Here is a 16,941-nt window from a genome sequence, read left to right as displayed (position 1 = left end):
CGATTCGTTCATGACGGGCGACGGGGCGAGCGATAAGGAGAGGCGCGGCGCGCTCGCCCTGTCGTATCTCGCCTTTCGCGAAAAAAACGGCATCGGCCCGGCAACCGTCGCGCGCCTGATCCGCGAATTCGGCGGCACCGCCGCCGTGCTCGAACGCCCGGCGTCCGATCTGCGCGAAGCGGGGATCGCCGAGGACGCGGCGAAGGCCGTCGCGGGCTTTCAGGCGTGGGACGAGGTCGACAAGGCCGAAAACGCCCTGCGTCTTTGCGGAGCGCGCGTCGTCGTTATTGGTGATGACGAATATCCCGTTCCGCTTGCGGCCATCGATCCGCCGCCGCCCATCCTTTATATACAAGGAAGCTGGACGGCGGCGGACGCCCTTTCGGTGTCGGTTGTCGGATCGCGCAAGCCGACCGAATACGGCACGCGGATCGGGCGCGTCCTTTCGCGGCAGATCGCGGAATGTGGCGTCACGATCGTCTCGGGCCTTGCGTACGGCATCGATGCCGCCGCGCACGCGGGGGCGCTCGAGGCCGCGGGCGGGCGAACGATCGCGGTGTTGGGATCGGGCATCGACAGGCCGTATCCGGCGGAAAACGCTTCGCTTTCGCGAAAGATCGCGTCGCAAGGCGCGGTGATTTCGGAGTTTTTTCCCGGCACGGCGCCCGTGCCGGCAAACTTCCCGATCCGCAACCGCATCATCGCCGGCCTTTCGATGGGGGTGCTTGTCGTGGAGGCGGGTGACAAGAGCGGAACGATGATTACGGTTCGATACGGCGCCGAACAGGGCAAGCCGATCTTCGGGGTGCCCGGGCCGATCGACGCGCCGATGTCGGCGGGGCCGCATCGGCTGATCCGCGACGGCGCGACGCCGGTATTCGAGGCGCTCGACGTGGTCGGCGCGATCGTGCCGGAATTCGCGCGCCGCGAGTCGCTCGCGCTGCCGTCGCCGCCGTCACCCGGCGAGGTCATCCGTCGCCTTGGCTTGACAGGTGACGCCGCGCTTGTGGTAGAAGCCCTAACCCGTGAGCCGCGCCATGTGGACGAAATCGCGGCCGCGACGGGCCTTGCCGCCGCCGCACTATCGGCGCTTTTGCTCGACCTGGAGATCCGCGGCGCCGCCGCCGCGCATCCCGGAAAACGTTATACGCTGAATCCGGAGTCCCGATGAGCCGCACGCTTTTGATCGTCGAATCGCCCGCCAAGGCCCGCACCCTGGACAAATACCTGGGCAAGGACTTCACCGTGAAGGCGAGCGTCGGCCACATCCGCGACCTGCCGGTCAAGGAACTCGGCGTCGAGCCGGAAAACGAATTCGCGGTCAAATACGTCACGATCAAGGGCAAGGAAAAGGTCATCAAGGAGCTCCGCTCCGCGGCGAAAAACGCGGACACCATCCTGCTCGGACCCGACCCGGACCGCGAGGGCGAGGCCATCGCCTGGCATCTGGCCGAGGCGCTCGGCATCAAGGACAAGCCCGTCCGCCGCGTTATGTTCAACGAGATCACGCGCCGTGCCGTGCAGGAGGCCGTGGCGCACCCGCTCGACCTCGACGAAAACAAGTTCCAGAGCCAGCAGACCCGCCGCATCCTCGACCGCCTGGTGGGATACAAACTTTCGCCGTTCCTGTGGCGCAAGGTGAAACCGGGCCTTTCGGCCGGGCGCGTGCAGTCGGTGGCCGTGCGCATCGTGATGGAGCGCGAGGAGGAGATCCGCGCGTTCACCCCGCGCGAATATTGGGTCATCACCGCGGACCTTGCTGCCGACGTGCCGCCGCCATTCACCGCGCGGCTGGCCAAAGTCAACGGCCAAAAGCCCGATGTCGGCAACGCCGACGCCGCGGCCAAGGTGAAGGCCGCGCTCCTTGGCGGCAAGATCGTCGTCGCGTCCATCGACAGCAAGGAAGTGTCGCGCAAGGCCGCGCCGCCGTTCATCACAAGCACGATGCAGCAGGCGGCGAGCGGACAGCTTCGCATGTCGCCGCGCCAGACGATGGCCATCGCGCAGCAGCTTTACGAGGGCGTGTCCGTCGGCGGCGACGGGCCGGAGGGCCTCATCACCTACATGCGTACGGACTCCGTGCGCATCGCGCCGGAGGCGCAGCAAGCGGCGGCGGAATACATCCGCGCGACGTGGGGCGCCGCGTATCTGCCCGATAAACCGAATTTCTACAAAAGCGCCAAGCGCGCCCAGGAGGCGCACGAGGCGATCCGCCCGACGCGATTTGACCTGCCGCCCAAAGCCGTCGAGGGCAAGCTTTCGCCCGAGCAGATGAAGCTCTACCGCCTGGTTTGGAACCGCTTTTTCGCCTCGCAGATGGCGCCCGCGCGCTTCGCGCAAAAGACCATCGAGGCCGCGTGCGGCGGGGAATACACGCTGGCCGCGACGAGCACCGAGGAGGTCTTTGCCGGGCATCTCGCCGCGACGCGCGAGGGCGTTTACGAATACGATCGCCGCGACAGCGCGGGCGACGCGTCCGACACCCCCGGCCGCCGCGCGACCGACCACGCGACGGCCGTCGAGCTGCCGAAGGTCAAGCCGGGCGACGCGCTGACCTGCAAGGACGTGAAGACCGAGCAGAAGTTCACGCAGCCGCCTTCGCGCTACTCCGAGGCCGCGCTCATCCGCGCGCTCGAGGAGCAGGGCATCGGCCGGCCGTCCACGTACGCGACAATCATGGGCACGATCGTGGAGAAGGGCTACGCCGAAAAGATGCAGGGCCTGCTTCGTCCGACCCCTTTGGGCGAGGTGGTGACGCAGCTTCTCATCGATGCGTTCCCCTCCATCATGGAAGTGGGTTTCACCGCGAACATGGAAGAGCAGCTCGACGAGATCGAAGACGGATCGCGCAAACCGAACGCCATGCTGACGGCGTTTTACGGCCCGTTCGAAAACCTTCTGACCAGTGCGAACGAACATCTGAAGGATTTCAAGCTCAAGGGCCAGCTCACGGACATCAAGTGCGAAAAGTGCGGCAGCCCGATGGGAATCAAGTTCGGCAAGAGCGGTGCGTTCCTCGCATGTTCCAAATACCCGGATTGCCAGAACGCCAAGAACTTCATCCGCGACGAGAACGGCGAGATCGTCATCGTCAAGGACGAGACGACGGACGTCACGTGCGACAAATGCGGCAAGCCCATGGTGCGTCGCCAGGGACGTTTCGGCCCGTATCTCGCGTGCACGGGATACCCCGACTGCAAGAACACGGTGTCGCTCAAGGAGAAAAAGCCGGACCCGTTGTACGAGGTCAAAAAGGGCGCCGAGCCGCCCTGCCCCACGTGCGAAAAGCCGATGAAGCTGCGCGTCTCGAAATACGGCTCGCACTTCTGGAGTTGCTCGACCTATCCCAAGTGCCGCGGCACCGCGCCGTTCGATACGGGCTTTGCCTGCCCGATCGACGGCTGCGAAGGCACGCTCATCGAGCGCCTGCCGCGCCGCGGCGGCCCGAACAAGAAACCGTTCTGGGCGTGCGGCAAGTGCGAACTGCTGCTCAACGAGCGCCCGCTTCCGATCCCCTGCCCGATGTGCAAATCGCCCTGGACGCAGGAGACGACGCCTCCCGCGCCCGGCAAGGGCCCCGAAGAGATGAAGTGCCCGAAGTGCGAGGCGATCTTCGATTCGCCCGCGATGCCCAAGGAAGGCGCGGCGAATAAGCCGGATACGGCTCGCGCGGCGAGCGAAGCGGGAAGCTAGCGGACAGCGACGAACAGAGCCGCGCGCGCCCGGCACGCCGAAGCCTTGGCGAAGGCGGGTCAGCAAGCGGCCTCCCCGTCCGACCCTTGAGACGGCCTCGCGGAAGAACCACCAACGCAAATCGGAAGCGCGCCTTCGGCGCGCGCGTTTATAAGCAGGTGAGGACACCTGCGGTCCCGGGGTGACGCCGTCGCGGCAATACACGCCGGTGATCTTTGACAGCGCACCGGGAAGACGCGATTGTTTCAAAGCGGGCGGGCCGCCCGCGGTCGCGGGAACGACATGAGCGATTTCGACATCACCATCATCGGCGCGGGAATGGCTGGCAGCGAGGCCGCGCAGGCGTGCGCGCGAGCGGGGATTCGCGTGCGTCTTGTGGAGCGCAAACCCGCCGCGTTTTCGCCCGCCCATAATTTGCCCGGCCCGGCGGAGATGGTGTGCTCCAACTCGTTCGGATCGCTCGATCCGCACACGGGGTCGGGGCTGCTCAAGCGCGAGATGGACCTTCTCGGCTCCATCCTGCTCGACGCGGGGCGCGACGCGGCCGTGCCGGCCGGCGGATCGCTGGCCGTCGATCGCGCCGCGCTGTCCGACCACGTTCGCGCGCGGCTTGCCGATTTTGGCGTGTCGATTGAAACCGGCGAGCCGGATCGCCTGCCCGATTCCCCCGCCATCGTCGCGACCGGCCCCCTGACCGCGGACGATCTCGCGGCGGACCTGGCACGCGTCACGGGAAGCGAGCACCTGTTTTTCTTCGATGCGACAAGCCCCATCGTCGCGGGCGAGTCGATCGACCGATCCGTCGTGTACGCCGCCTCACGCTGGGACAAGGGCGAGCCGGATTTCCTGAACTGCCCCATGACCGAAGAGCAGTACGCCGCGTTTCTCGCCGCGCTGCGCGAGGCCGAGAAGGTCACGCCGCGCGAGTTTGAGGGCGCGCGCCTGTTCGAGGCCTGCCAGCCAATCGAAGACCTGGCCGCGCGCGGCGACAAGACGCTCGCATTCGGGCCGATGCGCCCGGTCGGCCTCGTCGATCCGCGCACCGGCCGGCGGCCGCACGCGGTCGTGCAACTCCGGCGCGAGGACGCGGACGGCGAGAGCTGGAGCATCGTCGGCTTCCAGACGCGCATGAAACACGGCGACCAGAAGCGCGTGCTGCGGATGATCCCCGGCCTCGCGAACGCCCAGTTTCATCGCCTTGGCGTCATCCACCGCAACACCTACGTCGACGGACCGCGCGTGCTCGATGAAACGCTGCGCCTTCGCGCGCGGCCGTTGGTGCGTCTGGCGGGCCAGATAACGGGCGTCGAGGGCTATCTGGAAAGCGGCGCGTGCGGTCTTCTCGCCGGGCTTTTCGCGGCGGCCCAGCTTCGCGGCGTCACGATTCCCGCGCCCGGCCCGGCGACGATGCTTGGTGCGCTGCTGCGTCATGTCACCGCGTCCGATGCGCGGCCGTTCATGCCGATGAACGCGAATTTCGGCCTATTGCCCGCGATCGAAGGCCGCGCCAAAAAGGCCGACCGCAAGGCGAAAAAGTCCGAACGCGCGTTGTCGGAGGGCACCGCGTGGGCGGCGACGGTGCGCGAGCGGTTGTTTGGCGAGGCCGAGCTATCAGCGAGCAAAGCACACCTTTGACCTCGTACCTCGGGCAAAAGTGTGGCACCCGCGATTCGTCGCGGGCGTCCGCCACCTTGGCTTGGCTGCAAAGGAATTCGCCATTCGTCACTCGAAACCCGACATTCGTTCGTTGACACTCCCCATACCGGGCCTTACCTTTTGCGTGCTTTGTCCACACCCGCCCCAACGCACCCCCTCATCGGAAAGTTCCTTGAAGAGCTTCGGCTCGAAAAGGACGCGCCCGTGACGACACTCGACGCGTATCGCTGCGATCTGACGCAGTTTGCCGAGTTCGTTTCGGCCGAAGGGCTCATCAAGGGCGATCCGCCGAACCTCGCGCGCGCAGGAAAGCTCGGCGTGCGCGCGTTTATCGCCAGCCGTGCGGGCAAGGACGCGCCGTCGAGCGTGCGCCGCAAACTTTCGGCGATCCGCCGTTTTTACAACTATTTACGCAAGCGCGGCCTCGCGGACGAAAACCCCGCGCGGCTGGTGCGCGGCCCGAAAAAGGAAAAACGCCTGCCCGAGTATCTGACCGCGGATGAAACCGCCGCCCTGCTCGATCGCGCACCGGACGATCGCCACCGCCTGCGCAACCTGGCGCTGCTCGAACTGCTCTATAGCTCCGGCGCGCGCATCTCCGAGGCGACGGGCGCCGATGTCGCGGATGCGGACCTTCAGACGGGTGTGCTTCGCGTGATGGGCAAGCGGCGAAAACCGCGACTGGTGATGATCGGCAGACCCGCCGCGCAGGCGATTTCCGCATACATCGCGGCGACCGTGGACGAGCGCCGCAAGGAATACGGCGACGCGGGCGGCGGCCCGCTGTTTTTGTCGGCGCGCGGCACGCGCCTGTCGCGGCAGTCAGCGTACAACGCGGCGCGCAAATACGGTCTGGCGACCGTGCCCGGGCGAAACGTGACTCCGCATAAGCTGCGTCACAGTTTTGCGACGCACCTGCTGGAAGGCGGCGCAAATCTGCGCGAGATTCAGGAGATGCTCGGGCATGCGTCGCTGTCCACGACGCAGGTTTACACGCACCTGTCGCCGGAGCACCTGCGTGAGGAATACGAGCGCGCGCACCCGCGTGCGCGCCGCCGTGAGGATCGACAACGATGAAAACAACGCACGACAACCATCCGCACGCGACGACCATCGTCGCCGTCCGAAAAAACGGCCGCGTCGCCATCGCGGGCGATGGGCAGGTGACGCTGGGCGAGCAGGTGATCAAACACGGCGCGAAAAAGATCCGCCGCCTGCACGACGACAAGGTGCTCGTCGGCTTCGCGGGCGCGGTGGCGGACGCATTCAACCTGTACGAGAAGCTCGAGGCCAAGCTCGAGCAGTATCAGGGCAATCTCATGCGCGCGGCCGTGGAACTGGCGAAGGACTGGCGGCGTGACAAGTTCCTGCGTCAGTTGAATGCGCTTTTGATCGCGGCGGACGCCGAATCGACGTTCGTCATCTCCGGCGGGGGCGAGGTGATCCAGCCGGACGACGGCGTGGCGGCGATCGGTTCGGGCGGCGCCTACGCGCTCGCCGCCGCGCGCGCGCTCGTGAAGCACACGGACATGAGCGCCAGAGACGTGGCGACCGAGGCGATGCACATCGCCGCGGATATCTGCATTTACACGAATGCGCAAATCGTCGTGGACGAAATCGGCTGACGAATCCGGGGGGAGCGATTCATGGCATCGGAGAATAACGGCGAAAACGCCGAAACGATCGAGGGCTACGACGACGACTTCGAGGCGCAACTCACGCCGCGCCAGATCGTCACCGAGCTTGACGAATACATCATCGGCCAGGACAAGGCCAAGCGCGCGGTGGCGATTGCGCTCCGCAACCGCTGGCGCCGCCAGCAGGTGCCCGAGGAATTGCGCGAGGAGATCGCGCCGAAGAACATCATCATGATCGGGCCGACCGGCGTGGGCAAAACGGAGATCGCGCGGCGGCTCGCGCGGCTGGCGAACGCGCCGTTCCTGAAGATCGAGGCCAGCAAGTTCACGGAGGTCGGCTACGTCGGGCGCGACGTGGAATCGATGATCCGCGATCTCACCGAACTTGCCGTGAACATGGTGAAGGCCGAGGAGATGGACCTTGTGGCCGACAAGGCCGCGGACATCGCGGAAGACCGCGTGCTCGACATCCTGCTTCCCCCTCCGCCGAAAACGCCCAAGCCCGCGGATCCGCGCGAGCCCGGCGGCGAGGAAGGCGAAACGGCCGAGCCGGATGCTCCCGAGACGCCGGCGGAGACGCCCGCGGGCTCGACGGCCGCGCCGCCGGAACTCGAGGAGTATCAAAAGCAGCTCGAAAGCTACAAGCGCACGCGCGAAAAGATGCGCCAGTGGTTGCGCGACGGGAAGTTCGACGAAACGGAGATCGAGATCCGCGTTCCGGACCGCTCGGGCTCGCCGATGGTCGAGGTTTTCGCCGGCGGCATGGAGGACATGGAAATCAACCTCAAGGACCTTTTCGGCAACATGTTTCCGAAAAAGACCAAGAAGAAAAAGGTCCTGGTGCCCGAGGCCCTGGACATCATCGAGTCGGAAGAGGCCGCCAAGCTCATCGACATGGATCAGGTCATCAACGGCGCGCTCGCGCGCGTCGAGGACGCGGGCATCGTCTTCCTGGATGAAATCGACAAGATCGGCGCGGTCGAAAAGGGCCACGGGCCGGACGTGTCGCGCGAGGGCGTGCAGCGCGACCTGCTGCCGATCATCGAGGGCAGCACCGTCTCCACGAAGTACGGCATGATCCGCACCGATCACATCCTGTTCATCGCCGCGGGCGCGTTCAACGTCAGCAAGCCGTCCGACCTCATCCCCGAATTGCAGGGGCGTTTTCCGATCCGCGTGGAGTTGCAAAGCCTGACGCAGACGGATTTCGTCCGTATCCTGACCGAGCCGAAAAATGCGCTCATCAAGCAGTACGTCGCGCTCCTGGCCACCGAGGGCGTCACGCTCGATTTTCAGCCGGAGTCGATCGAGGAGCTGGCGCGCATCGCCACCGACGTCAACACGCGCACGGAAAACATCGGCGCGCGCCGCCTGCACACCATCCTCGAGCGCCTGCTCGACGAGGTGTCGTTCGACGCGCCGGACCTCACCAAGAAAGACGTGCGCATCGACCGCGAATACGTCCGCGCGCGCCTGACCGATATCGCCAAGGACGAGGATTTGTCTCGCTACATCCTCTGACATTGTCGAGTGCGGAGTGTCGAGTGTCGAATGTCACGCAGGGGCGCGCGTGATGCATTCGTCACTCGTCACTCGTCACTAGAAAAACCATCTCGCGCCGAGCACCGCCATCAGCATGAAGTCCGTCTCGGGGTAAACCCACATGCCCGGCGAGATGTCGGCGAACAGTTCGATCGGCACCTTCTGGAACATGAAGCTGACGCCGCCGGTGAAGCGAACGCCGAGCCCGAGGTCGTCGGCGTCGTCGTCATCGTCCCAGTCGTCGTCATCGCCGCGGCGGCGCGGATGATCGTCATCGTCGTCGTCCCACGGCGGATCGTCCTCGTCTTCGTCGGCATCCACGCCGATCACGCCGCCACCGCCAAGATAAAAGCGGATGTCCACGACGTCCGATGCGGGCGCCATGTCCGAAAAGTGATAAAGATAATCGCCGGTAAACAAAAATAATCCGTCCAGAAAATCAAACGCGAGGTCCGCGTCGATCGCACTCGAGTCGTCGAGCATCGCCTTGAACGTCAGGCCGGTCGGCACGCCCAGTACGATACCGATGCCGAAATCCTGAGCGCCGGCGGCGGCCGGAATCATGAGCGCCGCTGCCAGGACGATCGCCGCCCCGCCCCATCGAACCGTGCCGCGTCGTAATGCGCGTTTCATACAAATACCTCCGTGAAACGGTTTCCTCTTGTGCCCCTTGTCGGCAATACGGGATACTTCCCTGCCAACATGCCGTCTCCATCGACATCGACCGATTCCCCGACTCCGGGCGCCATTGTCAACGCCTTGCCTTTCGCCGCGTACGTCCTGACCGACGCCGGGAAGGTCGCGGCATGGAATATCGAAATGACACGGCTCACCGGCATCCCGGAAAGCCGTGTCCTGGGCACGAGCGATCATGGTCACCTTGTTCCGTACGCGTCGGTAGCCTCGATCACGTTTGCGGACCTCGTGCGTATGGGCGATCACGACGCCGTCGACAGGCTGCCGTTTCGTGTTGTCAGTCACAATGGACGCCTGTCCGCGGAGGTTCCCGTTCCGCGCGACGGCCGCGGCGAACGTGTCCTTTTCGTACGGGCCCGCGCGCTCTATGACGGAAACGGCCGCCGGACCGGCATCCTGGAACTGATCGAGGAGCGCACCGACGAGCGCGCCGCGGAATCCGAGCGCGACGCGCGCTTCGATCAGCAACGCGCCGTGGCGGATCTCGGGCGCCTCGCGCTCGCCGGGACGTCCGTGGAGCGAATGTTCGAAGCGGCCCTCACGAGCGTTTGCGAGCGCCTCGGCGCCGACGTGGCGGGCGTGCTCGAACTGATGCCCGACGGGCGTTCCATGCGGCTTGTGGCGTCGCATGGCTTCGGCGAGCAGGCGCTGCCCGCCGAAGGCGGCTTGCATTCGATCGACGCCGAACTCCCGTCGCTCGCGGCCTACGCGATGGCGCGCTCGGAGCCGGTCATCATCGAAAACCTCGTGTCGGACGAACGCTTCCGCGCCTCCGGGCTCCTTCTTGCCAGCGGCGCGAAAAGCGGCATCGCGACGGCCATCCCGGGGCGAATGCAGCCGTTCGGGACTCTTGGCGCTTACGCGAAGAAGCGGCGCCTGTACAAGGATACCGACGCGTCTTTTCTCCGCTCAGTGGCGAACATCCTCGCGACAGCCATGGAACGCAAACTCGGCGAGGCGGCGCTCGCGCACAGCGAGGAGCGATACCGCGCGTTGGCCGAGGCCAGCCCCATGGGCATCTGGCACGTCGATCCGGAGGGATTCACCATCTACGTCAACCCCGCGATGCGGGGAATGCTCGAGATCGAGCACGACGCGGAACTGTCCGGGCAAACGATCTTCGATTTCGCGGAGTCCGACGGGAATGACAACGCGCCGCTCGCGCCGGGTGTCGCGGGCGCGGCAACGACGACGGCGGAGATGCGGCTGCACGGCCGGCGCGGCGCCGTGCGCGACGTTCTTGTCGTCGCCACGCCGCTTGGCGCCGGGGACGGCCAGGCGCACAGCCGTATCATGACGGTTCTTGACGTCACCGCCACGCGCCTTGCCACCGAGGCTCTTCAGCAAAGCGAGGAGCGTTATCGCTCCCTGTTCGAGCAGGCGGCGGAATGCATTCTCCTCGTCGACGCCAAGGGGCGTATCGCCGAGGCGAACCATCACGCGTGCGAGCTGCTCGGATATTCGCGCGGCGAATTCCGGCGAATGCACGTCTCCGACCTGATTGAGGCGGGCGAAGCGCCCGAACTGAAAGATCGCATCGACGAGCTTTTGGCCGGCCACTCGATCGCCGGCGAGTTGCGTGTCTGGAAGCACAGCGGCGAACCGGTGCTGATGGAAGGCAGTGCGCGCGCCCTGGCCAGCGGCGAGTTTCAGATCATCGGCCGCGACGTCACCGCCAAAAAGCGCGCGGAAGAGGAGTTGATCCGCACGCAGAAGCTCGAATCCCTCGGCCAGCTCGCCGGCGGCATCGCGCACGACTTCAACAATCTGCTGACCGGCGTGCTCGGCAATGTGTCGCTGGCCCGCGCACTCGCGCCGCGCGGCGAGAAGGTCGCCGAGCGCCTCATCGAGGCGGAAAAGGCCGCCATGCGCGCGCAGGACCTGACGCACCAGCTCCTCACCTTCGCCAAGGGCGGCGCGCCGATCAAGCGCGCCACGCGCATCGAGGCCGTACTACGCGAGACGATCGACTTCGCGCTGTCCGGATCGGCGATCGGGTGCGTTTACGAGATCAAGGAAGACCTGAAATCGGTCGTCATCGACGCCGGGCAAATCGGCCAGGTGCTGCACAACATCGCCCTGAACGCCGTGCAGGCGATGGACGCGGGCGGCATGCTGCGCGTGCACGCGGCGAACCTTCCGCCGGCCAAGGCGATGTTTCCGCTGCGCGACGCCCCGTACGTGAAGATCTCCATCAAGGACGAAGGCCCGGGCATTCCCGACGAGGTGCTGCCGCGCATCTTCGATCCGTATTTCTCCACGAAAACGCACGGCACCGGCCTTGGGCTTTCGATCTGTTATTCGATCATCACGCGGCACGGCGGATACATCAGCGTCGATTCCGAACGGGACGTCGGCACCACGTTTCACATCTATCTTCTCGCGGGCGAGGAAGGCATGCCCGAGGATGAGCCGCTGCCGCCGCATACGGCCGCGCCCGGCGAGGGACGCATCCTGCTGATGGACGACGAACGCCTCGTGGCCGACATCGGCCGCGCGCTTCTCGCGCACGCGGGATACAAGGTGAACATCGCCCGCGAAGGCGGCGAGATGCTGAAGATGTATCGCGACGCGACCGGCGCGGGCGTGCCGTACGACGTCGTCATCGTCGACCTGACGATCGCCGGCGGAATGGGCGGCGTCGAGGCGATCGAAAAGCTGCGCGCGTTTCACCCGCAGGCCCGGGCGATCGTGTCGTCGGGTTATTCGACCGACCCCGTACTCGCCAACTACCGCGATTACGGATTCGATGACATCGTGCGCAAGCCGTTCCGCCTGGAGGACATCGTCGCGGCCGTGACGCGCGTCATGTCGCGCCAGACACGCGGCGCCCCGACGGAAACGACCTAACGAACCGCGACCGTCAGGGAGCGGGTCTCGAGGGAACGAACCGCGACCGTCAGGGAGCGGGTCTCAAGGGAACGAACCGCGACCGTCAGGAAGCGGGACTCGAGGGAACGAACCGCGACCGTCAGGGAGCGGGACTCATCGCAAAAGGACAGGCACACCATGGCCAAATCGCGACGCATCAAAGCACTCACCTTCGACGATCTGATCGGCATCGACCGCATCGGCGCACCGGCGATCTCGCCGGACGGGCGGCACGTAGCCTACACCGTGACGACGCTCGACGCGAAAACCAACAAATCGAAATCGAAGATCCACCTGCTCGATGTGAAGTCGCGCCGCTCGCGCCTTCTGACGCCCGGCCCCGGTTCGCACAGCGCGCCGGCGTGGTCGCCCGACGGCACGAAGCTCGCCTTTGCCTCCGACCGCGACGATACCGGATGCCAGCTCTGGGTTTTGCCGACCAAAGGCGGAGAGGCGCGCCGCGTCACGAGCGGGTACGGCGGCGTCTCGACACCCGTTTGGTTTCCCGACAACCGCCGCGTCGCGTTTGTGCGTTCCGCGATCGTGTCGCCCGATTACGATCCGAAAAAAGACAAGAAACGCGAGGAAAACAAATCGCCCGCGAGCGCGAAGGTTTTCGGCCTTCCGAACGAAAAGTCGAGCGCGCGCATCTATGACGGCCTGCTGTTTCGCCACTGGGATCACTTCAGCGAACGCACCCGGCAACACGTGTTCGTCGTGGACACGCGCACCGAAAAGTCGCACGACCTGTTCGACGGCGAGGATATCGACGCGCCGCCCACGGCTGTTTGCACCGACCGCGATTTCGATATTTCGCCCGACGGCAAGACGCTCGCGTTTTCGATGAATCCGGATCGCGTCGTCGCGCGGACGACGAACAACTCGATCTTTCTGCTGCCGCTCGAAAACGGCAAACGCAAAGGCGACATGACTTGCGTCTCCGTGTCCGCCGCCGCGGACGTTCATCCGCGCTTCGCCCGCGACGGCCGGCTCTACTACATGGGCATGGAGGTGCCGGGCTACGAAGCCGACCGCGCGCGCATCCGCGTGTACGATCCCAGGACCGGGCAGACGCAAACGCTCGCCGAAAAGTTCGACCGCGCCCCGTGCGCGTTCCTCGTGACGTACGACGAGGACGGCGAGGAGTCGATCGTCTTTCTCGCGTGCGACCGCGGCTACATGACGATCTACCGCATGGATCCGGCGACCGAGACGATCACGCAACTCACGCTCGACACCTACAACACCTTCGTGCGCGCGTTTCCGAACACGGACATGCTTTTCGCCGCGCGCGAAACCTCGACGAGCCCCGCGGATTTTTACGCGATCGGCCCGGGCGCGGGGATCAAGCCGTTTTTGAAATCCGCGCCGGCCCCGGAAAATCTTCCGCGCGACGCGGGCGCGTCGGCGGTGCGCCTCACGCGGTATGCCGATGCGGTGAAAAACGTGGAGATGAACGATGCCGAGCCGTTCTGGTACGCGGGCGCGGGCGGCACGCCGGTGCACGGTTTCCTCATCCGCCCGCCGCGCTTCTCGGCGCGCAGGAAATATCCGTTGATCCTCCTCATCCACGGCGGGCCGCAGAGCGCGTTCTGCGACAACTGGCACTATCGCTGGAACGCGCAGATGTTCGCGTCAACCGGCGCGGTGGTCGCGTTCGTCAATCCGCGCGGCTCGACGGGTTACGGGCAGAAGTTCACCGACCAGATCTCCGGCGACTGGGGCGGGCGCTGCTACGACGACATCATGAAGGGCGTCGATCACATCCTTGCGACGTACGATTTCATCGACAAGAAACGCCTCGGCGCCGCGGGCGCGAGTTTTGGCGGATACATGGTGAACTGGATCCTCGGCCACTCGGACCGCTTCCAGGCGCTGGTATCGCACGACGGCGTTTTCTTCGCCGAGACGATGGCGTACACGACCGACGAACTGTGGTTCGACGAACACGAGCACGGCGGCCTGCCGCACGAAAAGCGCGCCGCGTTCGTGAAGAACTCGCCGCACATGCACGTCGCGAACTTCAAGACGCCGACGCTCGTCATTCACGGCGAGAAGGACTACCGCTGTCCGACCTCCGAGGGCTTTGGCCTGTTCACCGCGCTGCAAACGATGGACGTGCCAAGCCGCCTGCTGTATTTCCCCGACGAGGGCCACTGGGTGATGCAGCCCGCGAACGCGCAGGTGTGGTATGCCGAGGTGCTCGGCTGGCTGAAACGGTGGCTCGCGCTGAAGGACTGACCGCCTTCGACGGTACACAGAGGGCACGGAGAAGACACGGAGGCCACGGAGGAATCCCTTGTTCCTTCGCATCTCCGCGTTCTCCGCCCCTCCGCGTGAACAAAATCCTTCGCGCCGGAGTTTACCCTGAGCGAAGGCGAAGGGCGGTGAAAAATTCCGAAATCGACAATCGCCGAAAGCTATGCGAAATTCCGCGCGCGTCGGGGCGTGGCGCAGTCTGGTAGCGCATCGGCTTTGGGAGCCGAGGGTCGCTGGTTCGAATCCAGTCGCCCCGATTTCGCCATACGGCGCCCGTGAACCCGCCCGCTTGCAACCCCGCCTCAGGAATGTTTCTCCGTTCGGTGCGCCGTCGGGCGGAGGTTCAAAAAAACCATCGCTCCCGCGGGCGAGGTCGATCCGTAATAAGTCTCCAGATCGGGCTCCACGAGTCCGAGCGAACCTCGCACGCCGATCCCCGGATCGAAAGACTCGAACGGTCCGAAACGGAACACGTATCCCAAGGAAATCTGGCCCGTGGAAAATCGCGTCTCCGACAGCCGCTCGGCCAACACGAGATCGTGTCCCGTCTTCTGGACGTACTCCGCGCGGCCGAACATCTCGTGACGACCGCCCGCGCTCCAGGTGGCCTCCAACAAGAACGACGGCGTCGCCGTGCCTTCGCTCGATGCGTTTTCGCCGAAGACGAACGTCGCCGCGAAATTTCCTTCGCGGCCGATACGGTAGTTGGCGGCAGCCGAGGCGGTCACGCGGTGGACGGCGATATCCGGTTCGAGCGCCTCCGGGCTGTCGAGATAGCCGTAGGACGACTGAAGGCTCCAGGATTCGCCGGGGTTCCACGTCACCCGGCCGGCGTACGAGTCCGGCGTGCGCCCATCGATGCCCCACCGATCCTCGTCGGGCTCTCGCCCGTTGAACCACGACGCGTCGAACTTCACCGCCCGCGTGAAGAGCGCGAGCGTCGCGACTCCGTAGGCGATGTGCGTCGAGTCCTGCCAATGGTGACCTATCGGCGCGAGCGGATCGGCCATCGCGGAGACCCGATGAGGAAATGCGGTGGGGCCGAGCGCCGGTTCGCCCGCGGGCGCGACGTACGTTTCGAAAGCGAGATCCGCGGTCAACGGTACGGTCCAATCCACCGCCAATTCCATGAACAGGTCGTGGGGATGCTGGCGATCGTGCAGCGGCTCGCCCTCGTTTGTCTCGCCCGACTGCAAGATCAACGGGTACCCTTCCGGGCCGACGGTCACGGGCTCCGCGCTCAGCATCGTGCGAAACATGATTTCGCCGGGGCCGAGCGGGCGCCACGCCATTCCCATCGCGGAGTTCGTGCTGATGAGTTTTTCGTCGCCGCGCCGGCCGCCGAAGCGGTCGTAGCCCGCGAAGATGTTCGCGTGGAGCATGAATCCCCAGTCTCCGGCGCCCGTCATGAGCGCGTACATCGGCGAGGAATCGGGCAGCCACGATGTGCCCGATCCCATGCGCGCGCGCGAAATTCCGAGCGGGCCGGTCATCCGGTCGCCGTGCTCCGCGTGGCCCGGCGGATGCGCCCCGTGCGCGTCCGGCGAATCAGATTCCGGTTCCGATTCATGCGGATGCCCGTCGATGACGTCGGCCAGGCGTTGGGCGACTTGCGCTTGCGCACCGATTGCGAGAGCGAGATTCAGAAGAAGCGCCGCGCCGGCGGCGACAAGACGTTTTGGCATCGTATCCGGCCTCCCGGTTGTGGCGATACCGGAATTACGCCGGTGCTTTCGGGCTTGCAAAAGCGCGGGAACCGGCGCCGCTCGCCCAGGAAGGCAGCACGCCATGACGATGTCGGAGGGGTCAAGCGCGAACTGTCTGAAAACCCGACGGGATCACGATTCGGGCCGACCGTCGCGCCGGAATCTGTTACGAGCGCAACTCCTCGTTGAACCGGTGCTCGTACTTGGCGACGATGGGGTTCATCTCCTTGAGGATCGGGCCGATGCCGAGGATCTGCACGTTCAGAAGGCGCATCATGTCGCGGTCGCGGCGGTAGCGGTCGCCGATCTCCTCGCATAGGCGCGCGCACGCGGCGGCGGCATCGAAGCCGTCGAGGATCGAGCCCGGCAGCGCGAGCGCGAAGTCGTGGATCTCGAGTTTGAACATGGCGTCGGCCAGGCGGCGGCAGACATCGGTGAAGGTGCGGTCGTCGAAGCGGTCCGACGTGCCAAGGCCGAGCGCCAGCACCATGCGCACCTTCATGCGGTGGTTCATGGGAAACAGGATCGCCTCGCCCAGGTGCCCGTCGATGCGCCGCGCGATGATATAGCCGGAAAGCAGCCCGCACAGACGCCAGTCGGCCATGCCGGTGTGGCCTTTCAGGGGGCGCTCGTCCTCGAAAAACGAGACGACGAGGGCGTCGGTTTCGATCTGCGTGACGTCGCTTGCGACGGCACGGATCTTCATGGCGCCTCGTCCCCCGCCGCGCCTTGCGCCGGACGGCGGCGGATGGTCGTGCGCGAAATTCCCGCGCGTTCGCGCCGGCGGCGCGTGTCGTCCTCGGACTCCAGATACGGAGAGGCAAGCGCCGCGCTCGCGCGGGCCGCGCTCTCGTTCGCGGCCGCGCGCACCGGCGGCGGAT

Annotated in this window: 11 protein-coding genes and 1 tRNA gene; 9 read left to right on the top strand and 3 right to left on the bottom strand. The window is 65.7% G+C overall.

Annotated features, from left to right (window positions below; genetic code table 11):
* Nucleotides 1-10 precede the first annotated feature (10 nt).
* The 6 genes from dprA to hslU all read left to right on the top strand — a co-directional run bounded on the left by dprA (nt 11) and on the right by hslU (nt 8,507).
* Nucleotides 11-1,171, top strand: coding sequence for a DNA-processing protein DprA (gene dprA, locus K8I61_18405; protein ID MBZ0274016.1), 1,161 nt, complete (start codon nt 11-13; stop codon nt 1,169-1,171).
* A complete protein-coding gene (gene topA, locus K8I61_18400; protein MBZ0274015.1) occupies nt 1,168-3,693 on the top strand; it encodes a type I DNA topoisomerase in 2,526 nt (841 codons plus the stop codon). The genes dprA and topA overlap by 4 nt, the downstream gene beginning before the upstream one ends.
* Nucleotides 3,694-3,975: 282 nt before the next feature.
* Nucleotides 3,976-5,328, top strand: a complete 1,353-nt coding sequence (gene trmFO, locus K8I61_18395; GenBank protein ID MBZ0274014.1) for a methylenetetrahydrofolate--tRNA-(uracil(54)-C(5))-methyltransferase (FADH(2)-oxidizing) TrmFO — start codon at nt 3,976-3,978, stop codon at nt 5,326-5,328.
* A 150-nt stretch (nt 5,329-5,478) separates the two neighbouring features.
* Entirely contained in the window at nt 5,479-6,426 is a 948-nt protein-coding gene (locus tag K8I61_18390) for a tyrosine recombinase (GenBank protein MBZ0274013.1), read from the top strand.
* Nucleotides 6,423-6,974, top strand: a complete 552-nt coding sequence (gene hslV / locus K8I61_18385; GenBank protein ID MBZ0274012.1) for an ATP-dependent protease subunit HslV — start codon at nt 6,423-6,425, stop codon at nt 6,972-6,974. Before K8I61_18390 ends, hslV begins: the two co-directional genes overlap by 4 nt.
* Before the next feature lie 21 nt (nt 6,975-6,995).
* Nucleotides 6,996-8,507: an ATP-dependent protease ATPase subunit HslU gene (gene hslU / locus K8I61_18380; GenBank protein MBZ0274011.1), complete on the top strand. Its 1,512-nt coding sequence runs from the start codon at nt 6,996-6,998 to the stop codon at nt 8,505-8,507.
* A gap of 78 nt (nt 8,508-8,585) precedes the next feature.
* Here hslU and K8I61_18375 read toward each other — a convergent pair whose 3' ends face one another.
* Nucleotides 8,586-9,161 carry a hypothetical protein gene (locus tag K8I61_18375; GenBank protein MBZ0274010.1) on the bottom strand — a complete coding sequence of 192 codons (576 nt, stop codon included), beginning with the start codon at nt 9,159-9,161 and terminating at the stop codon, nt 8,586-8,588.
* 12 nt (nt 9,162-9,173) lie between these two features.
* Between K8I61_18375 and K8I61_18370 the strand changes: the two genes are divergently transcribed.
* The 3 genes from K8I61_18370 to K8I61_18360 all read left to right on the top strand — a co-directional run bounded on the left by K8I61_18370 (nt 9,174) and on the right by K8I61_18360 (nt 14,611).
* A complete protein-coding gene (locus tag K8I61_18370; GenBank protein MBZ0274009.1) occupies nt 9,174-12,074 on the top strand; it encodes a PAS domain S-box protein in 2,901 nt (966 codons plus the stop codon).
* A gap of 159 nt (nt 12,075-12,233) precedes the next feature.
* Complete coding sequence (locus K8I61_18365) at nt 12,234-14,336, top strand: S9 family peptidase (protein ID MBZ0274008.1); 2,103 nt, start codon at nt 12,234-12,236, stop codon at nt 14,334-14,336.
* A gap of 201 nt (nt 14,337-14,537) precedes the next feature.
* Nucleotides 14,538-14,611 (top strand) — tRNA-Pro (locus tag K8I61_18360).
* A 45-nt stretch (nt 14,612-14,656) separates the two neighbouring features.
* Here the strand turns inward: K8I61_18360 and K8I61_18355 are convergent.
* Both K8I61_18355 and K8I61_18350 read right to left on the bottom strand, forming a co-directional pair.
* Nucleotides 14,657-16,039: a hypothetical protein gene (locus tag K8I61_18355; GenBank protein MBZ0274007.1), complete on the bottom strand. Its 1,383-nt coding sequence runs from the start codon at nt 16,037-16,039 to the stop codon at nt 14,657-14,659.
* Nucleotides 16,040-16,226: 187 nt separating this feature from the next.
* Nucleotides 16,227-16,766: a hypothetical protein gene (locus K8I61_18350; GenBank protein MBZ0274006.1), complete on the bottom strand. Its 540-nt coding sequence runs from the start codon at nt 16,764-16,766 to the stop codon at nt 16,227-16,229.
* Between the last annotated feature and the right edge of the window lie 175 nt (nt 16,767-16,941).

This window comes from bacterium (genome assembly GCA_019912885.1).
Taxonomy (GTDB): domain Bacteria; phylum Lernaellota; class Lernaellaia; order JACKCT01; family JACKCT01; genus JAIOHV01.
Note: the sequence above shows the minus strand (reverse complement) of the source record. Positions and strands in the feature narration are given on the sequence as shown.

Excerpts from the sequence above, each read along its gene's own strand:
- K8I61_18365 (MBZ0274008.1), top strand. The coding sequence starts at position 12,234 with ATGGCCAAATCGCGACGCATCAAAGCACTCACCTTCGACGATCTGATC.
- hslU (MBZ0274011.1), top strand. The coding sequence starts at position 6,996 with ATGGCATCGGAGAATAACGGCGAAAACGCCGAAACGATCGAGGGCTAC.
- K8I61_18350 (MBZ0274006.1), bottom strand. The coding sequence starts at position 16,766 with ATGAAGATCCGTGCCGTCGCAAGCGACGTCACGCAGATCGAAACCGAC.
- K8I61_18355 (MBZ0274007.1), bottom strand. The coding sequence starts at position 16,039 with ATGCCAAAACGTCTTGTCGCCGCCGGCGCGGCGCTTCTTCTGAATCTC.
- dprA (MBZ0274016.1), top strand. The coding sequence starts at position 11 with ATGACGGGCGACGGGGCGAGCGATAAGGAGAGGCGCGGCGCGCTCGCC.
- trmFO (MBZ0274014.1), top strand. The coding sequence starts at position 3,976 with ATGAGCGATTTCGACATCACCATCATCGGCGCGGGAATGGCTGGCAGC.
- K8I61_18375 (MBZ0274010.1), bottom strand. The coding sequence starts at position 9,161 with ATGAAACGCGCATTACGACGCGGCACGGTTCGATGGGGCGGGGCGGCG.
- topA (MBZ0274015.1), top strand. The coding sequence starts at position 1,168 with ATGAGCCGCACGCTTTTGATCGTCGAATCGCCCGCCAAGGCCCGCACC.
- hslV (MBZ0274012.1), top strand. The coding sequence starts at position 6,423 with ATGAAAACAACGCACGACAACCATCCGCACGCGACGACCATCGTCGCC.